General features: G+C 65.2%; 22 protein-coding genes. 12 read left to right on the top strand and 10 right to left on the bottom strand.

Features of this window, described 5'->3' with window-relative positions; genetic code table 11:
- Positions 1-4: 4 nt before the first annotated feature.
- The 5 genes from HBE63_RS29865 to HBE63_RS29845 all read left to right on the top strand — a co-directional run bounded on the left by HBE63_RS29865 (position 5) and on the right by HBE63_RS29845 (position 4,886).
- A complete protein-coding gene (locus HBE63_RS29865; protein ID WP_166910401.1) occupies positions 5-460 on the top strand; it encodes a VOC family protein in 456 nt (151 codons plus the stop codon).
- Positions 461-525: 65 nt separating this feature from the next.
- A complete protein-coding gene (locus tag HBE63_RS29860; RefSeq protein ID WP_166908732.1) occupies positions 526-1,362 on the top strand; it encodes a mycofactocin-coupled SDR family oxidoreductase in 837 nt (278 codons plus the stop codon).
- A gap of 114 nt (positions 1,363-1,476) precedes the next feature.
- Entirely contained in the window at positions 1,477-2,694 is a 1,218-nt protein-coding gene (locus HBE63_RS29855) for a DegT/DnrJ/EryC1/StrS aminotransferase family protein (RefSeq protein ID WP_166908731.1), read from the top strand.
- A gap of 10 nt (positions 2,695-2,704) precedes the next feature.
- Positions 2,705-3,922, top strand: coding sequence for a cytochrome P450 (locus HBE63_RS29850; protein ID WP_166908728.1), 1,218 nt, complete (start codon positions 2,705-2,707; stop codon positions 3,920-3,922).
- A gap of 88 nt (positions 3,923-4,010) precedes the next feature.
- Complete coding sequence (locus tag HBE63_RS29845; protein ID WP_166908726.1) at positions 4,011-4,886, top strand: TIGR03621 family F420-dependent LLM class oxidoreductase; 876 nt, start codon at positions 4,011-4,013, stop codon at positions 4,884-4,886.
- An 8-nt stretch (positions 4,887-4,894) separates the two neighbouring features.
- Here the strand turns inward: HBE63_RS29845 and HBE63_RS29840 are convergent, their stop codons facing one another.
- From HBE63_RS29840 to HBE63_RS29805, 8 genes are read right to left on the bottom strand one after another with little or no spacing between them, the layout of a single operon-like run.
- A complete protein-coding gene (locus tag HBE63_RS29840; protein ID WP_166908723.1) occupies positions 4,895-5,737 on the bottom strand; it encodes an SDR family oxidoreductase in 843 nt (280 codons plus the stop codon).
- A 2-nt stretch (positions 5,738-5,739) separates the two neighbouring features.
- Positions 5,740-6,513, bottom strand: coding sequence for a hypothetical protein (locus HBE63_RS29835; RefSeq protein ID WP_166908721.1), 774 nt, complete (start codon positions 6,511-6,513; stop codon positions 5,740-5,742).
- Between the two features lie 9 nt (positions 6,514-6,522).
- Positions 6,523-7,017 carry a nuclear transport factor 2 family protein gene (locus tag HBE63_RS29830; RefSeq protein WP_166908719.1) on the bottom strand — a complete coding sequence of 165 codons (495 nt, stop codon included), beginning with the start codon at positions 7,015-7,017 and terminating at the stop codon, positions 6,523-6,525.
- Positions 7,014-7,862, bottom strand: coding sequence for a TIGR03619 family F420-dependent LLM class oxidoreductase (locus tag HBE63_RS29825; protein WP_166908717.1), 849 nt, complete (start codon positions 7,860-7,862; stop codon positions 7,014-7,016). The genes HBE63_RS29830 and HBE63_RS29825 overlap by 4 nt, the downstream gene beginning before the upstream one ends.
- A gap of 2 nt (positions 7,863-7,864) precedes the next feature.
- On the bottom strand, positions 7,865-8,659 hold the full coding sequence (locus HBE63_RS29820; RefSeq protein ID WP_166908715.1) for an SDR family oxidoreductase: 795 nt from the start codon (positions 8,657-8,659) through the stop codon (positions 7,865-7,867).
- A gap of 8 nt (positions 8,660-8,667) precedes the next feature.
- The gene (locus HBE63_RS29815; RefSeq protein ID WP_166908713.1) at positions 8,668-9,501 is read right to left on the bottom strand and encodes a mycofactocin-coupled SDR family oxidoreductase; all 834 of its coding nucleotides are present in this window, start codon (positions 9,499-9,501) and stop codon (positions 8,668-8,670) included.
- Positions 9,498-10,301: a mycofactocin-coupled SDR family oxidoreductase gene (locus HBE63_RS29810; protein ID WP_166908711.1), complete on the bottom strand. Its 804-nt coding sequence runs from the start codon at positions 10,299-10,301 to the stop codon at positions 9,498-9,500. Before HBE63_RS29810 ends, HBE63_RS29815 begins: the two co-directional genes overlap by 4 nt.
- The gene (locus HBE63_RS29805; RefSeq protein ID WP_166908709.1) at positions 10,301-11,914 is read right to left on the bottom strand and encodes an NAD(P)/FAD-dependent oxidoreductase; all 1,614 of its coding nucleotides are present in this window, start codon (positions 11,912-11,914) and stop codon (positions 10,301-10,303) included. The genes HBE63_RS29810 and HBE63_RS29805 overlap by 1 nt, the downstream gene beginning before the upstream one ends.
- Positions 11,915-12,061: 147 nt before the next feature.
- Here HBE63_RS29805 and HBE63_RS29800 point away from each other — a divergent pair, with 147 nt between their 5' ends.
- The 6 genes from HBE63_RS29800 (at position 12,062) to HBE63_RS29775 (ending at position 18,786) form a co-directional block, all read left to right on the top strand.
- Entirely contained in the window at positions 12,062-13,165 is a 1,104-nt protein-coding gene (locus HBE63_RS29800) for a ferredoxin--NADP reductase (RefSeq protein WP_166908707.1), read from the top strand.
- Positions 13,166-13,267: 102 nt separating this feature from the next.
- On the top strand, positions 13,268-14,449 hold the full coding sequence (locus HBE63_RS29795) for an acyl-CoA dehydrogenase family protein (RefSeq protein ID WP_166908705.1): 1,182 nt from the start codon (positions 13,268-13,270) through the stop codon (positions 14,447-14,449).
- 13 nt (positions 14,450-14,462) lie between these two features.
- Entirely contained in the window at positions 14,463-15,371 is a 909-nt protein-coding gene (gene bphC, locus HBE63_RS29790) for a biphenyl-2,3-diol 1,2-dioxygenase (protein WP_166908703.1), read from the top strand.
- 41 nt (positions 15,372-15,412) lie between these two features.
- Complete coding sequence (locus tag HBE63_RS29785) at positions 15,413-16,837, top strand: FAD-dependent oxidoreductase (RefSeq protein ID WP_243858374.1); 1,425 nt, start codon at positions 15,413-15,415, stop codon at positions 16,835-16,837.
- A 189-nt stretch (positions 16,838-17,026) separates the two neighbouring features.
- Positions 17,027-17,866: an IclR family transcriptional regulator gene (locus HBE63_RS29780; protein WP_166908699.1), complete on the top strand. Its 840-nt coding sequence runs from the start codon at positions 17,027-17,029 to the stop codon at positions 17,864-17,866.
- Positions 17,863-18,786, top strand: a complete 924-nt coding sequence (locus HBE63_RS29775) for an alpha/beta hydrolase (RefSeq protein WP_166908697.1) — start codon at positions 17,863-17,865, stop codon at positions 18,784-18,786. Before HBE63_RS29780 ends, HBE63_RS29775 begins: the two co-directional genes overlap by 4 nt.
- On the opposite strand, the gene HBE63_RS29770 is transcribed toward HBE63_RS29775, so the two are convergent.
- Complete coding sequence (locus tag HBE63_RS29770) at positions 18,763-19,968, bottom strand: NADH:flavin oxidoreductase (protein ID WP_166908695.1); 1,206 nt, start codon at positions 19,966-19,968, stop codon at positions 18,763-18,765. The two genes, HBE63_RS29775 and HBE63_RS29770, sit on opposite strands and share 24 nt — an antisense overlap.
- Positions 19,969-20,068: 100 nt before the next feature.
- On the opposite strand from HBE63_RS29770, the gene HBE63_RS29765 reads away from it, so the two are divergent.
- A complete protein-coding gene (locus HBE63_RS29765) occupies positions 20,069-21,049 on the top strand; it encodes a Dabb family protein (RefSeq protein WP_166908693.1) in 981 nt (326 codons plus the stop codon).
- An 8-nt stretch (positions 21,050-21,057) separates the two neighbouring features.
- On the opposite strand, the gene HBE63_RS29760 is transcribed toward HBE63_RS29765, so the two are convergent.
- Positions 21,058-22,329, bottom strand: coding sequence for an HNH endonuclease signature motif containing protein (locus tag HBE63_RS29760; RefSeq protein ID WP_166908691.1), 1,272 nt, complete (start codon positions 22,327-22,329; stop codon positions 21,058-21,060).
- Between the last annotated feature and the right edge of the window lie 4 nt (positions 22,330-22,333).

Below are 22,333 nucleotides of genomic sequence, written 5' to 3'. Positions count from 1 at the left end.
CACAATGTATGGATTGGGTACCCCTCATCATCTTGGCTTCGTCGTCGAGGATCTCGAGCGCGCCGCTCGGGACATGCTTCACGTGCACGGCGTCGCGGTCACGCTATTCGACGAGACGCACTATCCCTGCGTCATCGACGGCGTGCTGCACGACACCGTGCAGCGCATTGGATTATCCAGCGGCCCACCGCATGTGGAACTCATCCGGGCAGTGCCCGACTCCCCGGTGTGGCGGCCCACCACAGGCATTCATCACATCGGCTTCGTCGCCGTCGACGTGCCCGCCGCCTCGGCCGCCCTGGCCCGTCGCGGAGCGCCACTGTGGATGCGTGGCGCCAAGGACGGTGGCGCGGGCAACAACGCCGTCTACCACCGGGATCCGCTGGGGCAGGTCATCGAGCTCATGGATGGTTCGGCGGCGCGGCGGATGGCCGCACGTGTAGGCGGATTTCGGGTCTGAACGCGGCGTCCAGTGGCCGGAACATGAAGCCCTCCGGCGCGGCTTCGGCGGCTAGCTTCCGAAGCATGGATACCTCCGCCAACCCTGCGCACGAGTACGACACGACTGGCTTACGAGGCAAGGTTGTCGTCGTCACCGGGGCTGCACACGGCACCGGCCGGGTGCACTGCACCCGATTCGCCGATGAGGGCGCCGACGTGATCGCCCTTGACATCGGCTCGGCCGCAGAAGGTTTAGACGAGACAGCGGCCGAGGTCCGTCGCCGTGGCAGCCGTTGCGTCAGCGCTGTGACGGACGTACGGGACCTGGCCGCCATGAAACACGCCATCGACTCCGCAGTCGCGGAGTTGGGCCGTCTGGACGTGGTGGTGGCCAACGCCGGCATCCACATCGGCCGGGCCCCAGCTTCGGAGTTGACCGAGCAGGCGTGGGACCAGACGGTGGCCGTCAACCTCACCGGCGTGTGGCACACCGTCGCGGCAACGGTCAAGCACATCGGCGCCGACGGCGGTTCGATCGTGCTGGTCAGTTCCACCAGTGGGTTACGGGGCAGTGCGAACTCTGCGCACTACTCGGCCACCAAGCACGCAGTCGTGGGTCTGATGCAATCGTTGGCGAATGAACTGGGTCCCAAAATGATCCGCGTCAACACAGTTCACCCGGGCGCAGTAGGCACCGGGATGGTGATCAACGAGGAGACGTTCCGTCGGCTGCGCCCCGACCTGCAGAACCCGACCGCCGAGGACGTCTCCGACGTGCTCGCGGCGCGGCATCTGCTCCCGGTGCCCTGGGTAGACCCGGTCGACGTCAGCAATGCGGTGGTGTTTCTGGCTTCCGACGGCGCCCGGTACGTCACCGGCACGCAGCTCGTCGTCGACGCCGGGTTGATGGCCAAGACTTGACCGTCCGCCTGGCGGAACGTTTCTCCTGCAGCCACTTTCATAGATCCAGACTGGGATGGTGAGGCGCCCGGTGCCACTCCGGGCGGCGTGCGCCATCTAGAGGAGGACTCCACCGTGACCCGTGTGATCTATGCCAGAAGCGTCCATGACGAAGCTGAAATCCAGGCTTGTCTGGAGGTACTTCGCGGCGGGCCGTACGCGATGAAGATCGGCAAGAACGTTGCCGAGATGGAACGTTCAGTCGCCGAGCTCTACGGCAAGACGCTTGGTCTGATGTGCAATTCGGGTTCGTCGGCGCTATATCTGGCGCTCGAGCTGCTGGGGTTGCCCAAGGGTGCTGAGGTCATCACCTCTCCGCTTACGTTCTCGACCGACGTTGCGCCGATTGTGCGTGGCGGTTGGGTTCCGGTTTTCGTCGACGTCGAACCCGACACGTACAACGTCGACGCGTCGAAGATCGAAGAGCTGATCACCGACAAGACCGGCGCAATCCTGCTGCCCAACCTGGCTGGCAACGCGCCGGATTGGGATGGGGTACGCGCGATCGCCGACCTGCACGGTCTCAAAGTCATCGAGGACTCCTGCGACTGCATCGGTACGACGTTGCGGGGCACCAAGACCGGTACTCGGTCGGACATCACGGTGACGAGTTTTGCCATGTCGCACATCATCACCTGCGCGGGGAACGGCGGAATGGTGTGCCTGAATGACGAAGCCTTGCGCGATCGGGGTCTGATGCTGCGCCGGTGGGGCCGTCGTTCGGAACCGCACCTGTTCGGGTCAGCGGGCGCCGGCCGGGTGTTCCGCGAAGAGCTGGACGGCGTTGCCTACGACAACGACTTCATCTTCGACGTGTTGCCGTGGAACTTCGAACCGTCCGAACTGGGTGCGGCCTTCGGGCTGGTGCAGCTGGCCAAGCTGGGCAAGAACTATGCCCGCCGCGCAGAGATTTTCGAGGCGTTCAGCTCGGCGTTCGGCAGCTACCCCGAGTTGTTCCGGCTGCCCCGACAGAACCCCGACTTCCACACCGCCTGGCTGTGCTATCCCATCACGGTGCAGCCAGACGCCGGTTTTGACCGAGCTGACCTGCAGACTCACCTCGAAACGGCCGGTATCGACACCCGAACGGTATGGAGTGGCAACATCACTCGCCACCCGATGATGGCTGGCGTCGAGCACCGCGTGCCCGACGACGGTCTGCCCAACGCGGACGAGGTGTTCGAGCGCGGTATGTCGTTGGGTATGAGTCACGGTATGACCGACGAGGAACTCGAGCACGTCGTCGCGTCTATCCACGCATTCGCGGCCCGCTACACCCCCGTATCCCGATAGGGGCGCCACGATGCCCAACGCATTGACCTCAGAGCAGTTGCCCTACATCGACACCCACGTTCCGGAATTCCTCGAGCACCCCAACGGCCTCTTGGGTTCCGGGCCCGACCGACGCCGCGTGTCCGACGGGCGCACGGGCGCGGAATTCTATGCCTACGACACCGTACGGAAGCTGTACCGGGATGCGCGGGTCACCCCGCGCGACCCACAGTTCTTCCTGGACAAGGGATTGACGACGGGCCCGATCATCGACTACCTGGTGGGCGGAAACCTGAACCTGACATGGACCGCCAGCCACGACCGGCTACGACCGATCCTGATGAAGGGCTTTCGGCCCAGTCGCATTGCGGCGGCCCGCGAGATGATGCGCGATCTGGCAGAGCAGTTGGTGGACCGGCTCGCGGGCGGTGACCGAATGAACTTCGTCGCCGACTACAGCCATCACCTGGCCATCGGCGTGGTGGCCGGTTTCATCGGCATTCCATTCGACGAGATCGACGCGTTCGCCAACGCCACGGTAAAGCTGCGCCTGCTTGGCCAGGAGCCCATCTGGCCGGGAGTCGCCGACCTCGAAGACGCGCTGTCGGCTGTGCACGCCTACTGCGAGGAACTGGTCGTCCAGCGTCGGGCAGAGCCTCGCGAAGACTTCATCAGCGACCTCATCGCGGTCAAGGAGTCCGAGAACGCAGACATCTCCGACGCCGAGATCATCTGGCACATCGCAGGAGTGCTATTGGCCGGCCACGACACTACCCGCTACCAGCTTGCCTCGGCGGTGCGTGTGATCGTCGAGGCGGACCAATGGGAAACGCTGCGTGACGAGCCGGAGCTGATCAGCCCCGCCATCAACGAGTCGTTGCGCCTTTACCCGGCCACCCCGCGGCAGGTCAAGGTGGTACAGCACCCGATGACTGTCGAGGGCATCGACTTCTCGCCAGGCGAGACCGTCACCCTCAACATCACCGGTGCAGGGCGCGATCCAGCACATTTCCGTGAACCTGACCGGTTCAATTGCCACCGCAAGTCGCCGCTGTTCGACATCGGTTTCGGCTATGGCGGTCACTACTGCCTCGGACACGCGGTGGCCAAGGCAGAGATGGAGGAGGGCCTGGCTGTCCTTACCCGCAGGTGGCGCAACGTCCGGCTCGACGGTCCAGTGGACGTGACTGCCGGCGGCGTCATCGCCGGTCCAGAGAACGTGCCGATCCGGTACGAGATGGCCAGCTGAACCCTTGCGTCCTGTCAAGACTGCGCTGTATGCGCCTCCGGTCGAACCTGACATGGTGCGCTGGCGGAATCTCATCCAACGGATGGACGTGAGCCCACTGACCGCGGTGACGGTGTCCGACCACTTCATGGTGGCCAGTCAGGACCCACTACCTGCGCTCGCGGCCATCGCATCCAACACCGACCGGGTGCGCGTGATGTCGTTGCTCCTAGCCAACGATTATCGCCATCCGGTGATCACCCACAAGGCGGCCGCAACCATCGACGTGATCTCGGGCGGTCGGTTCGATCTCGGCTTAGGCGCCGGCTACCTTGCGTCCGAATACGCCGCTGCCGGTATCGCATTAGACCCACCGGCCACCCGAGTCGACCGTCTTGAGGAGGCGGTCGACGTGATCCGCGCGCTGTTCGTTGGCGCGCCCGTCCATCACGCAGGGCAGCACTACCGCATCAATGGACTGGCCGGTTCACCGTCACCGGTGCAGCGGCCCCACCCACCGTTGGTGATCGGGGGAGGTGGGCGGCGGATGCTCGAGTTGGCCGGCCGGCGCGCCGACATCGTGGGCGTGCACGCCAGCCTGAAGCGCGGAACTGCCTATGATGCAGGCGTTCTCGAAGACATGATGCCCAGCCGAATGGCGCGCAAGATCGAATGGGCACGTGGTGCCGCGGAGAGAGCCGGGCGCGACCCTGATGCGCTGGACTACCTGTCGATCGCGTGGACGTGCCGCGTAGTGGACAGTATCGCGCAGACGCCGAAGGTGCTGGCCGAGGTCTGCGCCCGTTACGGGGTGGACCCCGACCTCGGGAGGCGCACCGTCGGGCTGTTGGTGGGCACGGTCGAGGAGTGTATCGAACAACTGGTGCATCGGCGCGATACTTTGGGCCTCAACTATATTGACTTCGGCGCCGCCGACTTCGACGAGATCGCACCGCTGCTCGAAGCGCTGGCCGATTACCAATAGCGCGAAGGCTAACCCCTCAAGTACCGCAGGGCATAGCCGAGAAGTCGAGAGGTCGGTACCCGGCGCGGCCAGGCGTCGGCACGGAAATATGCATCAGACCCGCCGTCGACGAATATGACACTGCCGCAGAGGAACTCTGCTGCGTCAGACAGCATGAACACCATCCATTCTGCGAGGTGATCAGGGTTGCCGAACCCGTCGACGGGAACTGGGAAGGACTGCACCGCCTTAGCCTCTCGCGGTGAGGCCAGTTGTTTCTCCAGCAGCGGCGTCCTGATCGCCCCCGGCGCAATCGCGTTGAGCCTGATCCCGGCGCCCGCCCAATCGGGCAGGACCGCGTTGCGGCGTACCCAGCGCGAGACCGCGATCTTGGACGCTCCGTAGGCCAACGACGGCCCGACCGAACGGTATCGTCGCAAACATTTGACCGCGCTGGAGAGGTCGCCACGCAACAATGCCCGCACCGCGCGGTGCGGGACCATCGGCATCGTTGTGCTCGAATTGCTACCGACGACCACAACTTTCGCGTTGCCATGCGACTCCAACGCCGGCCGCCAGGCCTGCAATAGGTCGACCACACCGAAATAGTTGACCGACAAGATCAGCCCTACCTGGTCGACCCCGGGCAATGGCCCGACGCCTGCGGCCAGAACCGCGCCGTCGAGGCGCCCGTCAGCCAGCGCAAGGACAGTGGCGGCCGCTTCCGAACGGCCTTGCACTGTCGAAAGGTCCGCGATCACGTCAGCATCGCGCAGGTCGACACCAATCACCCGATGCCCGTCGGCCCGCAATCGCCGTGCCGCCGCATTCCCCATCCCGGACGCCGAACCCGTCACCGCATAGATACCCATGTTCACCAGTCCTGCCAGGGGATGATTGTGTTCAGTGGCGTGTCGATGACGCATTCTCCGGCTGTGGTCTCAGCCGCATTGTCGGCCAGCCAGTCCGTGATCCGCCCGGTGACGCGAACCGGTTCGTCGTCGAGGTAGAGCAGCCGGATACGCAGCCCGCCGGGCGGGTCCGCGGCCTCGAGTGACCGGAGCCCCAGTCCGTTGTCCTGGTGGTGATGCAGTGCGAATGTCCACGCCCCGGCCACCCCGTCAAGATCCAGCAACGCGGGAATTGCGACCCGGTCCTCCCATTGGTGGTGCTGGTGGGCATCGGCACCGTACGGGTCGGCGAACCGGGTCATCGTCAGGTGCAGACCCCGATTGGGCCGGTACGGGATGACCCCTGGTGACACCAGCGCCGACGGCGCCGCGTAGCCCTTGACCGGCCGGAAGAATGCCAGCACCGTGCGGCGCACACCGGGGATCATCGGTCCGCGGCCCCATTGGAACGAGTCGGCACCGAGTTGCTCCCACGCCCGCACCGACTGTTCGACCGGAGCACGGAACCAGTACATCGCGACATAGTCGGTATCGGCCTGTCCAGGCTCGGCCCTCGAGATCGCACGGGACGCGGCTGGACGGCTCCACCTGTCTCCCCAGGCAACTCCGGGTAGCGCGAGATTTTCCGGCCTGTGGTCGAGTTGATGCCATTCGTTGTAGCGGCGGTGTTCCTCTTCTCCTCCCCCATCGAGTGCGACGAACGAGAAGAACACGAGCGGGCACTCGGCAGCGGACATGACGGCCTCTCAGATCTGTTCGTGGACTGTCGACCCGGCCAACCCCAGGTTGAGGAGAGTATGCGCGTATGGATTCCCGCTGAGCAGCCGGCTGGTGCGGGTGGTGATCTGCCACCGTCCGTCAACCCGCTCCAGCGCGAAATGGTTGGCGGTGGCCCGCCAGACCCGATAGCCGGCCTCGCTATCGCGTAGCAGTACCAACGATTCACAGACGGCGACTGCGGAGTCTCCGTTGACAGTGACCACGGCTGGGCCGAGAAAGTGACAACAGCCCGCCGCCACCAGATCCTGATGGCTGGCCGAGCTGACCATCTGGTGCACGCCACCCCGGCCGGTCATCAACCAGTCTTCGACGTCATAGGTGCCATCGATCGCCCACAGCTCCGCTGCGTTGTCGGCATTCCCCGCGTCCACCGAAGGGCCATAGGACGCAAGGAGTTTTGCAATCGCGAGTTCGTCTTCGAGGCGTTGCAGCCGGGCAAGGACCTGCTGTTCGATGCTCATTTCTGCTCCTGAATGTCGCGCAACCGGGCAAGTTGGTCGCAATAGTGGTGGGCACTGTCGGCGCGAACCACACAGGTGATGACGGTGGCCCCGGCATCGCGCAGTGTCGCCAGCCGTGTCCGGGTACCCGCCGGATCAGCTTCGGGATCCACCATTGCCGAGAGCAATACCTCGAATCCGGTGGGCGGGTCGACGTCGGCGAGCATGTCACCCACTTCGCCGGGTGACAGCCCGAACGGCATCCAGCCGTCGGCAAGCTCGACAGCCCGGCGCAATGATCCGGAACTTTTGCCGCCGACCCAGATCGGTACCCGCTCCTGCTCGGCGTGTGGAAGGACGGTGATTCCGTCGTAGTCGTAGAACAGCCCGTGATAACGCGGCGTGGCGGTGGACAACGACGTCCGTAGCGCGCGAAGAGCATCATCGGCCCGCGCCGCCCGCCGTGGCCACGGTGCGCCGAGTAGATCGAATTCCTCTGTGAGAGAACCAATACCGACACCGAGAAGCAGTCGCCCTCCGCTCACCCGGTCCAGGGTGCCGTAGCGTTTGGCGATCTCGAGCGGGTGGTGATAGCCCAGCACGAGCACCGAGGTAGCGAGCCGGATCCGTCGGGTGTGCGCGGCGAGGAAGCCCAAGGTGGCGAGCGGGTCCCAGTACACCGCACCCCGGGTGGGGGCAACGGCGGATGGAATTGCCACGTGCTCAGAACACGTCAGGTATTCGAAGCCGAGATTATCTGCGACTGAGGCGATCCGGGCCAGATCATCGGTCCCGGCGTCGGCTTCCCAGTGCGACGCGACGCCGGGGACCTGTACCACAACCGGTGTCGACAGGCCCAGCCGCACAGTCAGTGCGCTCCCGCGATGAGCGCCGCGATCGCCTGATGTGTTTCCAGCACCACGCGAGATCGGTCCGGGGCACTGTTGGCCTCGGCGCGGTCCGCGTTCCCGCCGGCCACCCACACCGGGCCATCCGCGAGATGGGCGAGCCCCTCGGCGGCGACCTCCGGAGGCTCGTTCACCAGAATCCCGGGCGCATCGAAGTTCAGACCGACACGCTCCATCGCCGGCGTGCGCGTCACACCGAGCACCAGCTCTAGAACATCGACGTTGTGCTCGCGCAGTTCCAGCCACAAACTTTCGGCGAACATCCGGGAAAACGCCTTGGCACCGGCGTAGATGGAGTGGCGCCAGGCACCCATGTAACCCGACAGCGAGCCGACGATCATGATGCCGCCCCGGCCGCGGTCGGCCATCGGGCGTCCGTAGTGCTGCACCATCTCCAGCATCCGGGTCACGTTGAGATCGGTGACCTTCTGGAACTCACTGAGGTCCGTGTCCAGGAACAGCTCGTTGCAGGTGCTGGCACCCGCGTTGTAGATCAACAGGCCGACATCGAGATCGGCGGTGGCTTCTGCGATGCGCGAAACCGATTGTGGATCCAGCAGGTCCACGGAGATCGTGCGCACCTCAGCACCGAGCTCCCGGCACTGCTGCGCAGTCTCTTCCAGCGGCTCGGGTTTGCGGGCGATGAGCACCAGGTTGAATCCGGACTCCGCGAGTTGACGGGCGAACTCGGAACCCACCCCTTCGGAACCTCCGGCGATGACGGCCCACGGCCCATACTTGTTCAGATCCGGCATTGCTTCTCCTATCGTTGGGTACTTCCCGCGTCAACGGGCAGGCTGACGGAGGTGATGTAGCGCGCTTCGTCGGAGGCCAAGAACAAGCTGGCATTCGCGACGTCGACGGGTTCCACCCACGGCACGGTGAGCAGGTTCATCCCCATGGCGGCTTCGGCGAACTCGTCACGGGTCGGTGGCCGGTCCAGGTCAGGTCGGAATCCACTTCGGACGGAGTCGTTCTGGATCAACGGAGTGTCGACATTGGTGGGATGCACGGAGTTGACCCGAATATTGTGCGGCGCCAAATCATGGGCCAGGCTTCTCATCAAGCCGACGACGCCGTGCTTGGCGGCGGTGTAGTGCGCGACGCCGATCAAGCCACGAAGTCCGGCGATCGAGCTGATCAGCACCACCGAGCCCGCACCACGGTTGATCAGATGAGGCACCGCGGCGGTGCAGGTGTTCCACACACCCGTGAGGTTGAGGTCGAGCATGGTGCGCCAGGCCTCTTCGGACAGCTCGATGGCAGCACCTCGGGAGGTGATTCCTGCGGTGGCGCAGACGATGTCGATCCCACTGAACTGCGCTACGCCGCGGTCGGCGGCAGCCTGTAATCCCGGGAGGTCGCGAACGTCGACGATGTCGGTGACGATCCGTCCGCCCGCCTGCTCGACGAGGCGGGCGGTTTCGTCGAGATCCTGCGGCGTGCTGTGCGGTACCTGCACCGACTCGATCGGTCCGCACACGTCGACTGCGACGATGGTCGCGCCCTCCCGAGCGAAACGTACCGCCTGCGCGCGACCGATGCCGCGGGCGGCGCCGGTGATCAATGCGGTCTTGTTCGCCAGCCTGCCGGTCATGTCGTCTTCTGGGTGAGGCCGGCGTCGACCACGAGTTGTGTGCCGGTGATGTAGCGCGCGTGATCCGAGGCCAGGAAGACGGCGGCGTTGGCCACGTCGACGGGCTCCACCCATGGCACCGGAAGCAGGTTGCGGGCGGTGAGTACTTCCACGGCGTCGGCTTCGGTGGGGTCGTCCAGATCTGGCCGCAAACGCTTGTAGGTGGCGGCGTTTCGCACCATCGGTGTGGCGACGGCACCAGGATGCACGGTGTTGACCCGGATACGTCGCGGCCCCAGCTCGATTGCCAGCGTGCGCGCCAGTCCAACCGCGGCATGTTTGCTGGCGGTGTAATGGGCGGTACCGCTCGTACCTCGTAAGCCGTTGGTGGAGCTGATGATCACCACTGATCCCCCATCCGGCCCGATGTGCGGAACACCCGCTTTCACGGTGTGCCAGACTCCGGTGAGATTGACGTCCATGGTGCGCTGCCATTCCTGCGCACTGATCGTCCACGCCGGCCCGCCGGTGGTGTGAATACCAGCGTTCGCGACGATGACGTCCAGTCGGCCCAGCGCCTGGACGCCCGCGTCCACTGCCGCGGTGACATCCGCGAGTTCACTCACGTCGGCATGGCCGGTGACACAGCTCCTGCCTCGCTGCTGCACACGGGCAGCTGTCTCGCGCAGGTCTTGGGCAACATCGGAACGGTCGAGCATGATGACGTCAGCTCCGGCGTCGGCGAATCGTTCGCAATGCACCCGCCCGGTACCACGGCCGGCGCCGGTGACCAGCACGACCTTGCCCAGCAGGTCCAGCACTAGGGCGTCTTCCGCAGATCAAAACCCTTGTATCCGGCCGCCGCTGCCTCGTTGCAGATATCGAGGTAGACCGCGAAGCCTCCGATGAACAGCATGAACATCCGCGGCTTGCCGGGCACGTTGGCACCCATGTACCAGGAGTTGGCCTTGGTGAACAACGTTGCTTCGGCGCGCTGGGCGCACTCGGCGATCCAGCTGTCCACAGCGTCGGCGGTCGGTTCCATTGCGGCGTAGCCATGTCCGTCGAGATAGCTGATGGCGTCGGCGATCCAATTCACGTGTGCCTCCGCATGCAGCACCATGTTCGCCAGCACGGCCGGCGCGCCGGGACCGGACACCAGGAACAGATTGGGGAAGCCATCGGTGCCCAACCCCAGGTAAGTGCGTGGTCCGTCGGCCCAGTCGTCAACCAGCTTTTCTCCGCTGCGGCCGACGATGTCGATCTTGGCCAGAGTGCCCGTCATCGCATCGAATCCGGTTGCCAACACCAACGCATCGATACCGTAGTGTTCGCCGGAAGTGCTGATTCCCGTTTCCGATATCGACTCGATCGGAGACTTACGGACGTTCACCAATGTCACGTTGGGTCGGTTGAACGTCTGAAAGTAGTTGGAATCAGTGCAGATTCGTTTCGTGCCAATGGGATGGTCATTGGGGATCAGGTTCTCTGCGACATCGGGATCGTCGATGACGGCACGAATCTTGTCCTCATAGAACTTGCGGGCTTCTTCGTTGGCTTCCAGGGAGATCATCTGATCGCTGAACGTCTTGGAGAACAGCACACCGCCCAGCTCCCAACGCTCTTCGAAGGCTGCATGCCGTTCCTCGGCGGTGGCCTCCAAGGTCAGCTTCGGGTGCGCCACGTGGGGCGAGCCGCCGCCGCTGCGCCATGACATCCGGCGTCGCTCGGCGTATTTCGTCTTGATATCGGCGACCTCGTCGCCGGTCAGCGGCCGGTTACCGGCCGGCACGCTGTAGTTGGCGGTCCGCTGGAAAACGTAGAGCCGCTCGGCCTGCTCGGCGATGATCGGAATCGACTGTATCCCAGATGATCCCGTGCCGATCACGGCGACGCGTTTGCCGGTGAAGTCGGCACCCTCGTGGGGCCAGTGTGCGGTGTGGTAGATCTCGCCGCCGAAGGTGTCCAGCCCGGCGATGTCGGGAGTCATGGCCGCCGACAGCGGGCCAGTGGCCATCACCACAAACCGCGCGTCAACCGTCTCTCCGGCGTCGGTCGTGACGGTCCAGCGCAATCTCTGCTCATCGAGCACTGCGGCGGTCACCCTGGTATTGAAAGTGATGCCGGAGCGCAGATCGAGCTTGTCGGCGACCCAGTTGATGTACTTGAGGATCTCGGTCTGGGTGGCGTATTTCTCGGTCCAGGTCCACTCTTGCTGAAGCTCGTCGGAGAACGAGTAGCAGTAGTCCACGCTCTCGACATCGCAACGTGCGCCCGGATAGCGGTTGTAGTACCAGGTTCCGCCCACATCCGGGGCGGCCTCGAAGACCCGTACCGACAGTCCCTGTGACCGGAACTTGTGCAATGCGTACAGGCCGGCGAAACCAGCACCCACCACGACGACGTCCACGACGGCGGCATCCGTAATGCTCATCGATCCACTGCTCACCCCGCGAACGGTAGGTGTTGTTCACAGGCGTGCCCGCAACTGTTCCCGGTCACCGGACGCCGACCGTGATCCTCCCGGCCACCGGAACTGCCGGGTTGGCGCCGTCAGCCTTGCCCGCCACAATCTCCGCCCATGACCGACGTCGAATTCAACAACAAAACAGTCGGCGCGGCCGACGGGGCGGGCCTCGGTCGCAGCCGGAGTGTGCTGGTGACGGTGGCCGATGTCATCGACGAGAGCCACGACGCCCGGTCGCTGGTATTCACCGTTCCTGAGGATCAGCGCGACCGGTTCTCGTACAAACCCGGACAGTTCTTGACGTTGCGGGTGCCCAGTGAGCTGACCGGGTCGGTGGCCCGTTGCTACTCGCTGGCCAGTTCGCCGCACACCGATCCCGCGCCCAAGGTGACCGTAAAGCGCACCGCCGATGGCTACGGCTCGAATTGGCTGTGCGACAACGTCAAAGTCGGTGACACCATCGAGGTATTGCCACCATCGGGTGTGTTCACCCCCGCCGGCCTCGACGCTGACTTCCTCTTGTGGGCGGCGGGCAGCGGTATCACGCCTGTGATGTCGATCCTGAAATCGGTGTTGGCGGCCGGCACCGGGCGGGTGATTCTGTGCTACGCCAACCGCGACGAACGTTCGGTGATCTTCGCCGGCGAACTACGTGAACTCGCGGCCCGTTATGCCGGCCGGTTGACGGTGCTGCACTGGCTCGAATCGATCCAGGGCCTGCCGACCCGCGCTCAGCTGAGCGGATTCACCCAAACTGTTTTCGCGGGGTCTGCGGGCTTGGAGTCGTTCGTCTGTGGACCCGCACCGTTCATGGCGGTCATCAAGGAGTCGCTCACCGAGGCCGGGGTGCCGCGTGGACAGATCCATCTCGAGGTGTTCCAGTCATTGTCCGGCGACCCGTTCACCGATGATGCTCCTTCCGCTGCAAGTGATTCCGACGACGGGAACAACGCCGCCCTGCAAGTCGATCTTGACGGGGCAAGCCACCGGTTGCGGTGGACCCGGGACGCGACCCTGGTCGACGCCCTGGTGGCCGCTGGCGTGGATGTGCCGTTCTCCTGCAAAGAAGGTCAGTGCGGATCGTGCGCAGCCACCGTGGTGCGCGGAAAGGTCGAGATGGCCACCTGCGACATCCTCGAGCCGGAGGATATCGCCGACGGTGTGATCCTGGGCTGCCAGGCCAGACCGGTCTCCGACGACATTCACATCGAGTTCTGAGCCGGTATGTGCACCCAGATTTCCGCTGACCGGGATTTGTCCGCATCGCGGGCAACGAGTCGGTACATCATCAAAGAGAGCCCTCGACGATAGGACCAAATAATGACCGAGCAGGTAATCGACCGGGTGCGCGACAACGCTGAACAGCTGCGCGACCAGGGCGCCGAAGCCGAGAAGATCGGCAAGCTCACTGACCAGACGGTCAAGTTCATGAAGTCGGCGGGCAATATCCGCCTGCTGCAGCCCAAGGCTCATGGCGGCTTGGAGGTCCATCCGCGTGAGTTCGCCGAGACCGTGATGGCGACCGCTGCGCTCGACCCGTCCGCCGGCTGGATCAACGGCGTGGTGGGTGTGCATCCCTATCAGCTGGCGTACGCCGACCCTCGGGTCGCCGCCGAGATCTGGGCCGATGATGTCGACACCTGGGTCGCGTCGCCGTACGCGCCGCAGGGCGTGGCGAAGCCCGTCGACGGCGGTTACATCTTCAACGGCCGCTGGCAGTTCAGCTCGGGCACCGACCATTGCGACTGGATTTTCCTGGGCGCAATGATCGGCGATGCCGACGGCAAGCCGTTGATGCCGCCACAGATGCTGCACATGATCCTGCCGCGCAAGGACTACGAGATCGTCGATGACTCATGGAATGTCGTGGGCCTGCGTGGCACCGGCTCCAAGGACGTCATCGTCAAGGACGCCTTCGTGCCGTCGTACCGGACGATGGACGCGATGAAGGTGATGGACGGAACCGCGCAGCGCGAGGCTGGGATGACCGAAACCCTCTACCTGATGCCATGGTCGACGATGTTCCCGCTCGGCATCAGCTCGGCAACCATCGGCATCGCCGAGGGTGCCCTGGCGGCCGCACTCGATTACCAACGGGAGCGCGTGAACTCCAGCGGTGTGGCTATCAAGGACGACCCCTACGTCATGTACGCGATCGGCGAGGCCGCCGCGGACATCAATGCCGCCCGACAGGAATTGCTCTCCAATGTCGACCGCATCTACGACATCGTCGACTCGGGTAAAGAGGTGTCCTTCGAGGACCGCGCCGCCGGCCGGCGCACTCAGGTGCGGGCGGTGTGGCGGGCCGTGTCAGCGGTCGACGAGATCTTCGCGCGCTGCGGCGGGAACGCCGCACGGATGGACAAGCCGCTGCAGCGGTATTGGCGCGATGTGCACGTCGGCCAAGCGCACGCCATCCACGTTCCGAGCACGGTCTATCACGCTTCCGCTCTGAGTTCGTTGGGTATCGATCCGCAGGGTCCGCTGCGGGCAATGATCTGAGAGGACAGCACACATGGGACTGATCAAGAGCCTCGGCTACGTCACCGTCGCCGCCTCCGATATCGAACGCTGGCGCCACTTTGCTTTCAACGTACTGGGATTCGCACAGGGCAAGGGCCCTGACGAGGCTGCGCTCTACCTGCGGATGGACGAACGCGCGGCCCGCATCATCGTCGTACCCGGAGACGTCGACAAGATCATGACCGTCGGCTGGGAGGTGCGCGACCACGCGGACCTGGAGCAGGTCAAGAGCGCGCTCGAGGCCGCCGGTGTGCCGTTCAAGCAGTTGTCGCTGGACGAGGCGGACGCGCGCCGGGTCGAGGAGGTCATCGCCTTCGAGGATCCGGCAGGCACCGCACTCGAGGTGTTCCACGGCGCGGTCCTGGACCACTCCCCCGTCGTCACACCGCACGGCGCGACGTTCGTGACCGGCGAGCAGGGGCTGGGGCACGTCGTGCTGCCAGGACTCGACGTCAACGGCCTGTTCGAGTTCTACACAGAAGTACTGGGATTCAAGTCGCGCGGCGCTTTCCGGGTCCCGGTTCCACCGGAGTTCGGCCCGGTGCGGGTGCGGTTCATGGGCGTCAATCAACGTCACCACAGCCTGGCGATCTGCCCCGCGCAGAATCTGCGTGACCCCGGGCTGATCCACCTCATGGTCGAGGTCGACACCCTCGATGCGGTTGGCCAAGCACTGGATCGGGTCAACGAAGAGGGCTTCCAGCTGTCGTCCACGCTGGGCCGGCACACCAACGACAAGATGGTGTCCTTCTATGTGCGGGCACCCGGCGACTGGGACATCGAGTTCGGCACCGAGGGCATGCGCGTCGACGAGGCCTACTACACCGCAGAAGAGATCACCGCCGACAGCTACTGGGGACATCATTGGGTCAGCGATCTTCCGAAAGCGATGCGGCCGTGACCAATACGGCATTTGATCCCCACCCAATCACTGCGACCGACGTGGCGAATTGGGACCACGAGGCTGACGTGGTCATCGCCGGCTACGGGGTGGCCGGCGCAGCAGCCGCGGTCGAAGCGGCGCACGCCGGCGCCGATGTCCTGGTCCTCGAACGCAGCGGATCGTGGGGTGGCGCCGCGTCGATGGCGGGCGGCTTCATCTACCTCGGCGGTGGCACTGACATCCAAAAGGCCTGCGGCTTCGAGGATTCGGTCGACAACATGGCGGCCTTCCTCAACACCGCCATGGGCCCCGGTGCCGATGAGCACCGCATCGCCGATTACTGCGAGGGCAGCGTCGCGCACTTCGACTGGCTCGTGGGCTGCGGCGTCCCGTTCAAAGCCGAGTTCTTCGGCGAGCCCGGCTGGGAACCCATGGGCGATCAGGGACTCATGTACAGCGGCGGCGAGAATTCCTACCCGTTCAACACCATCGCCACCCCCGCGCCCCGTGGCCACGTGCCACAGATGCAGAACAAGAAGCAGGGCGAGGCCAGCGCCGGCTTCATGCTGATGAAGGGCCTCGTCGACACTGCGACCGCGGCCGGGGCGCGTGCGCTCTACGACGTGCGCGTGCAGTCTCTGATCGTGGAGCCCGAAGGCCGCGTCGTCGGCATCCGGGCCCGGCGCTACGGCACCACGGTCGATATCCGAGCGCGTCGGGGCGTGGTCCTGGCCACCGGCAGCTTTGCCTACAACGACGCCATGGTGGCTCAGTACGCTCCCCGCATCGCCGGCCGGCCGGCCGCCTCGATCGAGCAACACGACGGGCAGGCCATCCGGATGGCTCAAGCGCTGGGTGCTGATCTGGCTCATATGGACGCGACCGAGGTGGCGCTGTTCATCGACCCGCAACAACTGGTACGTGGGGTGCTGGTGAACGAACGCGGCCAGCGCTACGTCGCCGAGGACACCTACCCCGGCCGGGCCGGCCAGCTCACGCTCTACCACCAGAACAACACCGCATACCTGATCATCGACGACATAGCTCAACAGGAAGCTCAATCCTCGTTGACGCCGCTGCTGATGATGCGCCCGCCAACCTGGGTCTGCGAGACGGTCGCCGAGTTGGAGGCCGAGATCGGCCTGCCTGCCGGGTCGCTGCAATCCACCATCGCGGCCTATAACGAAGGCGCCGCACGGGGCGAGGATCCGCTGCTGCACAAGAAGGAGCAGTGGCTGCGCCCAATCGGTTCCCCGGTGGCTGCCATCGACCTCCGCGAGAGCACTGGCGGCTTCACCCTCGGTGGCCTGCACACCACGCTCAATGCCGAGGTGCTCCATGTCAGCGGCAACCCGATCCCGGGGCTCTTCGCTGCCGGACGCTGCACCGCCGGTTTGGCGGCCTGGGGCTACGCCAGCGGTGTTTCGCTCGGTGACGGCAGCTTCTACGGTCGCCGCGCCGGGCAGGCCGCTGCCAAGGGATAGCCGCAGTTCACGACGGTAAATCTGGCGCATCGCGCCGCGTGACCCCCGCCCTCGGGTGGGGGTCTTCGTCGTGTCGTGACTCGCATTCAGCCGTTTATGTGACAACACCCACACTCCTATGCTACAAACAGTCATATGACTAATAGTCATATGCCGCTCGGGTATATGACTCAGGGTTGGAGGTCTCTCATGACAATGGCTGTCGAGAAGTCGGGCGAGACGCCCAGCGCCGTCATCGACCGGGTTTCCCTGGTCCTCGATGTCTTCGACGGTCCTGGCCGACTGACTCTGGCCGAGATCGTCCGCCGCACCGGCCTGCCGCGCTCGTCGGCCCACCGCATCCTCGAGCGCCTCGTGCATTTGCGCTGGCTTCGTCGTGACGGTCGCGACTACGAGCTGGGAATGCGGCTGGTCGAGTTGGGATCGCTGGCGCTACACCAGGACCGCATCCATCGGGCCGCGATTCCACTGTTGCGCGATCTGCACCGAGCCACCGGGCTCGTGGTCCAGCTGGCGGTACTCGACGGTTCCGACGTGGTGTACCTGGAGAAGATCGGCGATCAGATGGTGGCTGCCATCCCGACGCGCATCGGCGGACGCCAGCCCGCGCACTGCACGGCCGTCGGCAAGGCGATCCTGGCCGACAACTCGTCGGTCGAGGTCGACTTGACCGTACGCAAGACGCGATTCTCGATCAGCACGGAACGGCAGCTGGCGGCCGAGCTGGCAAAGGTTCGCGCCCACGGCGTGGCGTTCGAGCGGGAAGAATCCCTAGCCGGATTCGGTTGCGTGGCAGCGCCAGTCGGCCCGGCCGGGGCAGCCGTGGCAGCGGTGTCGGTGTGTGGCCCGATGAGCCGGATGACATTCGATCAGCGGTTGGCTGCCCCGGTGCGGATGACGGCAATGGGCATCTGGCGCAACGCCGAAGACGGCCCCCACCGAGTGGTGCCGACCTTGCAGCCGCTACGACCGCTGCGCGGCACCGCCCCTGCCGGGCCGCGGCCCGCGGCGACCCTGCTGCCGGCATGACCCTCGACCCTCAGATCGCAGGTCTGATCGAGGCCCTCGATTCGGGCTTCCCACCCGTACACACGATGACCGGCGCACAAGCCCGCGCCGAGATCCGCGCCCGCTTTGTCGCCAACCCCCAGCCTGAGCCGGTTGCTTCCGTTGTCGACCACCAAGTGGCCCTCGACAACGGGAGCATCGGTGTCCGGGTCTACCGCCCGGACTCTCCGGAACCACTGCCCATGCTGGTTTACGCCCACGGTGGCGGATTCGTGTTCTGCGATCTCGACAGCCACGACGGATTATGCCGAAGCCTGGCCAATCTCATTCCAGCCGTGGTGGTTTCGGTCGATTACCGATTAGCGCCCGAACACCGCTGGCCCACGGCGGCTGAAGACCTCTACGCCGCCACCTGCTGGGCCGCCCACCATGCCGTCGAACTCGGCGCCGACCCGTCCCGCATCGCAGTGGGCGGCGACAGCGCAGGCGGCAATCTCGCCGCGGTAACCACCCTGATGGCTCGTGACCGTGGCGGGCCGGCACTGGCCGCCCAGCTGCTGCTCTATCCGGTGATCGCCGCAGATTTCGACACCGACTCCTACCGGGCGTTCGGCCGGGGCTTCTACAACCCACGCCCAGCGCTGCAGTGGTATTGGGACCAGTACGTGCCAGTGGTCGGCGATCGCACAGACCCCTACGCATCCCCCCTGCGCGCCGATCTGGCCGGACTTCCGCCTGCAATCACGGTCATCGCCGGCCACGACCCATTACGCGACGAGGGCATCGCTTATGCCGAGGCCCTCGAAGCTGCCGGTGTACCGACCGTGCGATGTGCCTTCGAGGGCGGCATTCACGGTTTCATGACGATGCCGATGCTCGATATCGCCCACCGCGCACGACGACAGGCCAGCCGCGCCTTAGGTGATCTGCTTGGCCGTTGACGAGACGCCGTAACGTTGGTCGGGGTCCAGCACGCAGTGCGTACGGCCGAACACCGTCACCATGCACTTGTTGTTGTGGTTGCAGCGGCTACGCGACGCCGGCTCGTCGATCATGGTGTTGACCCGGTCAGGCTCGCGCAGCAACGCCCGTCCCATGGCGACGAAATCGAACCCTTCACTCAGCCCCGTCTCGACATGCCCTCGGTCGGTGATGCCGCCCAGCAGAATCAGTTTGGTGTTGCGCATGACGGGAACGAACTGTCGTGCGGCTTCCAACATGTAGAGGTCTTGATAGGGGTAGACACCCATCGTCTGTTTCCCGAGCAGCCGGATCGCCGGGCGCAACGCCGACGGCATCACCTTGGCGAACTCCTTGACCGGCACGTCACCGCGAAACAGGTACATCGGCTTGTACACCGACGAACCCTGGGTGAGTTCGATCGCATCCAGCGTTTCATCGGCGTCGAGCAGCTGCGCGGTCCGCAGGGCCTCGTCGATCCAGATGCTGCCCGGGAGCCCGTCGTCCATATCGAGTTTGGCGATCACCGCGACCCGATCGCCGACCACCTCGCGCACCCGCGCCGCGATCTCCCGCACGAACCGCGATCGGTTGTCGATATCACCGCCGTACTCGTCCTTACGGCGATTGATCAGTGGGCTCAGGAACGAGCTCGGTAGGTAGAGATGACCGAAGTGCAGTTCGACGGCATCGAATCCGGCATCGACCGCGATCTTGGCGGCGTCACCGAACTGATCGATCACCATGTCGATTTCGCTGCGGGTGATCTCACGGCAGTAGGCGAATGAGGTGGGGTTGATGAACCGGCTCGGCGCCAAGGCCGTCACGCCGGTCAGCTTCTTCTGCGCCACCACACCGGCATGCCCCAGCTGCGCCGAGATCGCCGCCCCGGCGGCATGCACTGCTTCGGTGAGCCGGCGCAGGCCGGGCAACGCGTTGGCGTCCATCACGATCTGTCCGGGAGCGCTGGCGGCCTGCGGCGAAACACAGCAGTAGGCCACGGTGGTCATGCCGACCCCGCCTTCGGCGAAACTCCGGTGAAACGCGATGAGGTCATCGGTGACCAGTCCGTCGGGTGATCGACCTTCAGATGTCGCGGCCTTGATCACGCGGTTGCGCAACCGCACTGGGCCGAGCTGGGCGGGGCTGAACGGATCGGTCATCGGCACACTTTCGCGCTGCCACTGCCGATCGTCAACGGTGGTTTCCCGATGGCCGGGAACGCGGCCGGTCCGCCATGGTGACGAGTCGTAATCTCACGCCATGGCTGAGGTTTTCGTCATCGACCGAGTGGTCACCGCCCCGGGCTGTGCCCAGGAATTCATCGACGCCTACCTGGCCGGATATGCCCCGGGCGCTCGGGCACGGGGCATGACCCTGCGCGATGTCCTGGTCAGTCCACCCATCTGGTTCGACGACCAACCCAACGTCGTCACGATCACCTGGGTCCTGCCCAGTCCACAGGCCTGGTGGGAGATGACCTGGCAGGGCCGCCCCGACCCGGGCATCGCTCAGTGGTGGCACAGCATCGCCGATCTGGTCGTCGAACGCAGCCGCAGCGTTGCCGCCGCCGCTGCCGACGTCGCCGAGCCTGGAGCCTCCAACCCCGACCCGGCACCGGGCGCAGCCACGCTCGCGGTCACCCGTCTGGTCGACGTCGCCGAGGCCGAAAGCGGCCGGGTGCTGGGCGCACTGCGCGCGGCGGCCGAGCGCAGCGGGGCGTCGCGGGTGCTGGTCGAGCCGACCGCACCGGGATCCCGCAATGGTGGCGATATCCTGGTGCATCTGCGCTTCGCCGACGACGATGCCTGGGAAAACAGCGATTTCGACGACGCACTGAGCGACCCGGCGATCTCCCGGGTCAACGGTGTGACCTACCAGGGAGCTCCGCTCCGCCGCGGCAGTGGCACCGTGTACCGCGCACTGCTACTGCGTGTACCCGCGGAGGTGGATGCCGAGACCGTCGCAGCATTCGAGAGTGAACTGTCGATGATGCCCCGATACGTCCCCACCATCGCCGCATGGCAGCTCAGCCGGGTCGAGCAGGCAATCGGGACCAGCGAATGGACCCACGTCTTCGAACAGGAATTCACCGACGTCGACGGACTGATGGGTCCCTACCTCATGCACCCGATCCACTGGGCGGTGGTCGACCGCTGGTTCGATCCCGAGACCACCGACATCATCGTCCGTGATCGCGTCTGCCACAGCTTCTGCGACCTTCCCGCTCCCGTGCTCTCCTGACCTCCCGCCTAAGCGGCTGCGGGTGGGGGTGGTTCGAACGGTGTGTACCACCACCAGTCGGCGCGTTCGCCCGTCGGGCCGCGGTAAGACGGGACGTCGGGTAAGGGTGTGGTCGGCGGGCGGGCCAGTGACCCGCCGGGTAATCGTTTTCCGGTGTGATCGGTGACGACGAGATGGTCAGCGAGCCCGGCGATGACGATGAGGCCACGATGGTGTGCCCGGTGGTGATACGGGCAGACGAGCACGAGGTTCTCGAGGTCGGTGGCGCCGCCGTCTTCCCAGTGCACGATGTGATGGGCATGAAGGCCGCGTGTTGCCCCACAGCCGGGAACCACACAGCAATGGTCGCGGTGTTCCAGGGCGCGGCGCAGTCGGCGGCTGATGGTCCGCGTGGCCCGTCCCGCGCCAATGGGCTGACCGTTGCGTTCCAGCCATACCTCGCAGGTGGCGTCACACAAGAGGTATTGGCGTTCCTCGTCGGTGAGCACCGGACCCAGATGTAGTGCGGCGATGCGGTCCTTGATGTCCAGATGCACCGCGACGGCGGTGTGTTGACCGTGCGGGCGGCGCGCCACTTCGGTGTCCCAGCCGGCTTCGATCAGGCTCATGAAGGCGTCGACATTGTCAGGGAACGGTCGCGCCTGAACACCCTCGCCGCGATCCCCGTCGGTGTCCCGGTCATCCTCGCCGTGGTCACGTCTCCAGTCGGCGATCAACCCATCGCGGTGCGATTGCATCGCGGCGTCGAATTTCGCTGCTTCCACCCGAGGCAGCCGGATCCGCCACGTGGTGTACCCGTCGCCCTCAGCCTTGTTGAAGAACCACTGCGGTTCAGGTTTGGCTTCGGGTTCGGAGCATGGCTCGAGTTTGACCGCGGTACGGAGCTGTTGCACGGTGGCGTTCTCGGCCAACTGGATGTAGTGCGTATCCGAACCGGGCGCGGCGCGCTTGGCCAGCACCCCGACCTGATCCAGGGACAGCCGGCCCTCGCGCAAAGCATCGGTGCAGCGGGGGAATTCCTCGCGGCGCCGCGCCACAGCCACCAGGGTTTCGGCGTTGGCCGGTGAGACACCAGTTTTCCAGGCCACCATGGCCGGTACCGAGCGAGCGCCGGTGATCCCGCACAGTTCGTCGCGGTCGATCTCGGCCACGATGTCGACGATGCGCCCGTCGATGGCGTTACGCTGCCCACAGAGCTGCGACAACTCCTCGAACAGCACCTCCAAACGGTCACCCGGCAACACCGGGGAGCCGTCCAAAGAAGCTGTCACCGAGGACATGCCC

This window comes from Mycobacterium sp. DL440 (genome assembly GCF_011745145.1).
In the GTDB taxonomy this organism is placed as follows: Bacteria; Actinomycetota; Actinomycetes; order Mycobacteriales; family Mycobacteriaceae; genus Mycobacterium.
This window is presented reverse-complemented; position numbering and strand designations above follow the sequence as displayed.

Coding starts and splice junctions, on each gene's coding strand:
- HBE63_RS29865 (WP_166910401.1), top strand. CDS start 5: ATGTATGGATTGGGTACCCCTCATCATCTTGGCTTCGTCGTCGAGGAT.
- HBE63_RS29860 (WP_166908732.1), top strand. CDS start 526: ATGGATACCTCCGCCAACCCTGCGCACGAGTACGACACGACTGGCTTA.
- HBE63_RS29850 (WP_166908728.1), top strand. CDS start 2,705: ATGCCCAACGCATTGACCTCAGAGCAGTTGCCCTACATCGACACCCAC.
- HBE63_RS29840 (WP_166908723.1), bottom strand. CDS start 5,737: ATGGGTATCTATGCGGTGACGGGTTCGGCGTCCGGGATGGGGAATGCG.
- HBE63_RS29835 (WP_166908721.1), bottom strand. CDS start 6,513: ATGTCCGCTGCCGAGTGCCCGCTCGTGTTCTTCTCGTTCGTCGCACTC.
- HBE63_RS29830 (WP_166908719.1), bottom strand. CDS start 7,017: ATGAGCATCGAACAGCAGGTCCTTGCCCGGCTGCAACGCCTCGAAGAC.
- HBE63_RS29820 (WP_166908715.1), bottom strand. CDS start 8,659: ATGCCGGATCTGAACAAGTATGGGCCGTGGGCCGTCATCGCCGGAGGT.
- HBE63_RS29815 (WP_166908713.1), bottom strand. CDS start 9,501: ATGACCGGCAGGCTGGCGAACAAGACCGCATTGATCACCGGCGCCGCC.
- HBE63_RS29805 (WP_166908709.1), bottom strand. CDS start 11,914: ATGAGCATTACGGATGCCGCCGTCGTGGACGTCGTCGTGGTGGGTGCT.
- HBE63_RS29800 (WP_166908707.1), top strand. CDS start 12,062: ATGACCGACGTCGAATTCAACAACAAAACAGTCGGCGCGGCCGACGGG.
- HBE63_RS29795 (WP_166908705.1), top strand. CDS start 13,268: ATGACCGAGCAGGTAATCGACCGGGTGCGCGACAACGCTGAACAGCTG.
- bphC (WP_166908703.1), top strand. CDS start 14,463: ATGGGACTGATCAAGAGCCTCGGCTACGTCACCGTCGCCGCCTCCGAT.
- HBE63_RS29780 (WP_166908699.1), top strand. CDS start 17,027: ATGACAATGGCTGTCGAGAAGTCGGGCGAGACGCCCAGCGCCGTCATC.
- HBE63_RS29775 (WP_166908697.1), top strand. CDS start 17,863: ATGACCCTCGACCCTCAGATCGCAGGTCTGATCGAGGCCCTCGATTCG.
- HBE63_RS29770 (WP_166908695.1), bottom strand. CDS start 19,968: ATGACCGATCCGTTCAGCCCCGCCCAGCTCGGCCCAGTGCGGTTGCGC.
- HBE63_RS29765 (WP_166908693.1), top strand. CDS start 20,069: ATGGCTGAGGTTTTCGTCATCGACCGAGTGGTCACCGCCCCGGGCTGT.
- HBE63_RS29760 (WP_166908691.1), bottom strand. CDS start 22,329: ATGTCCTCGGTGACAGCTTCTTTGGACGGCTCCCCGGTGTTGCCGGGT.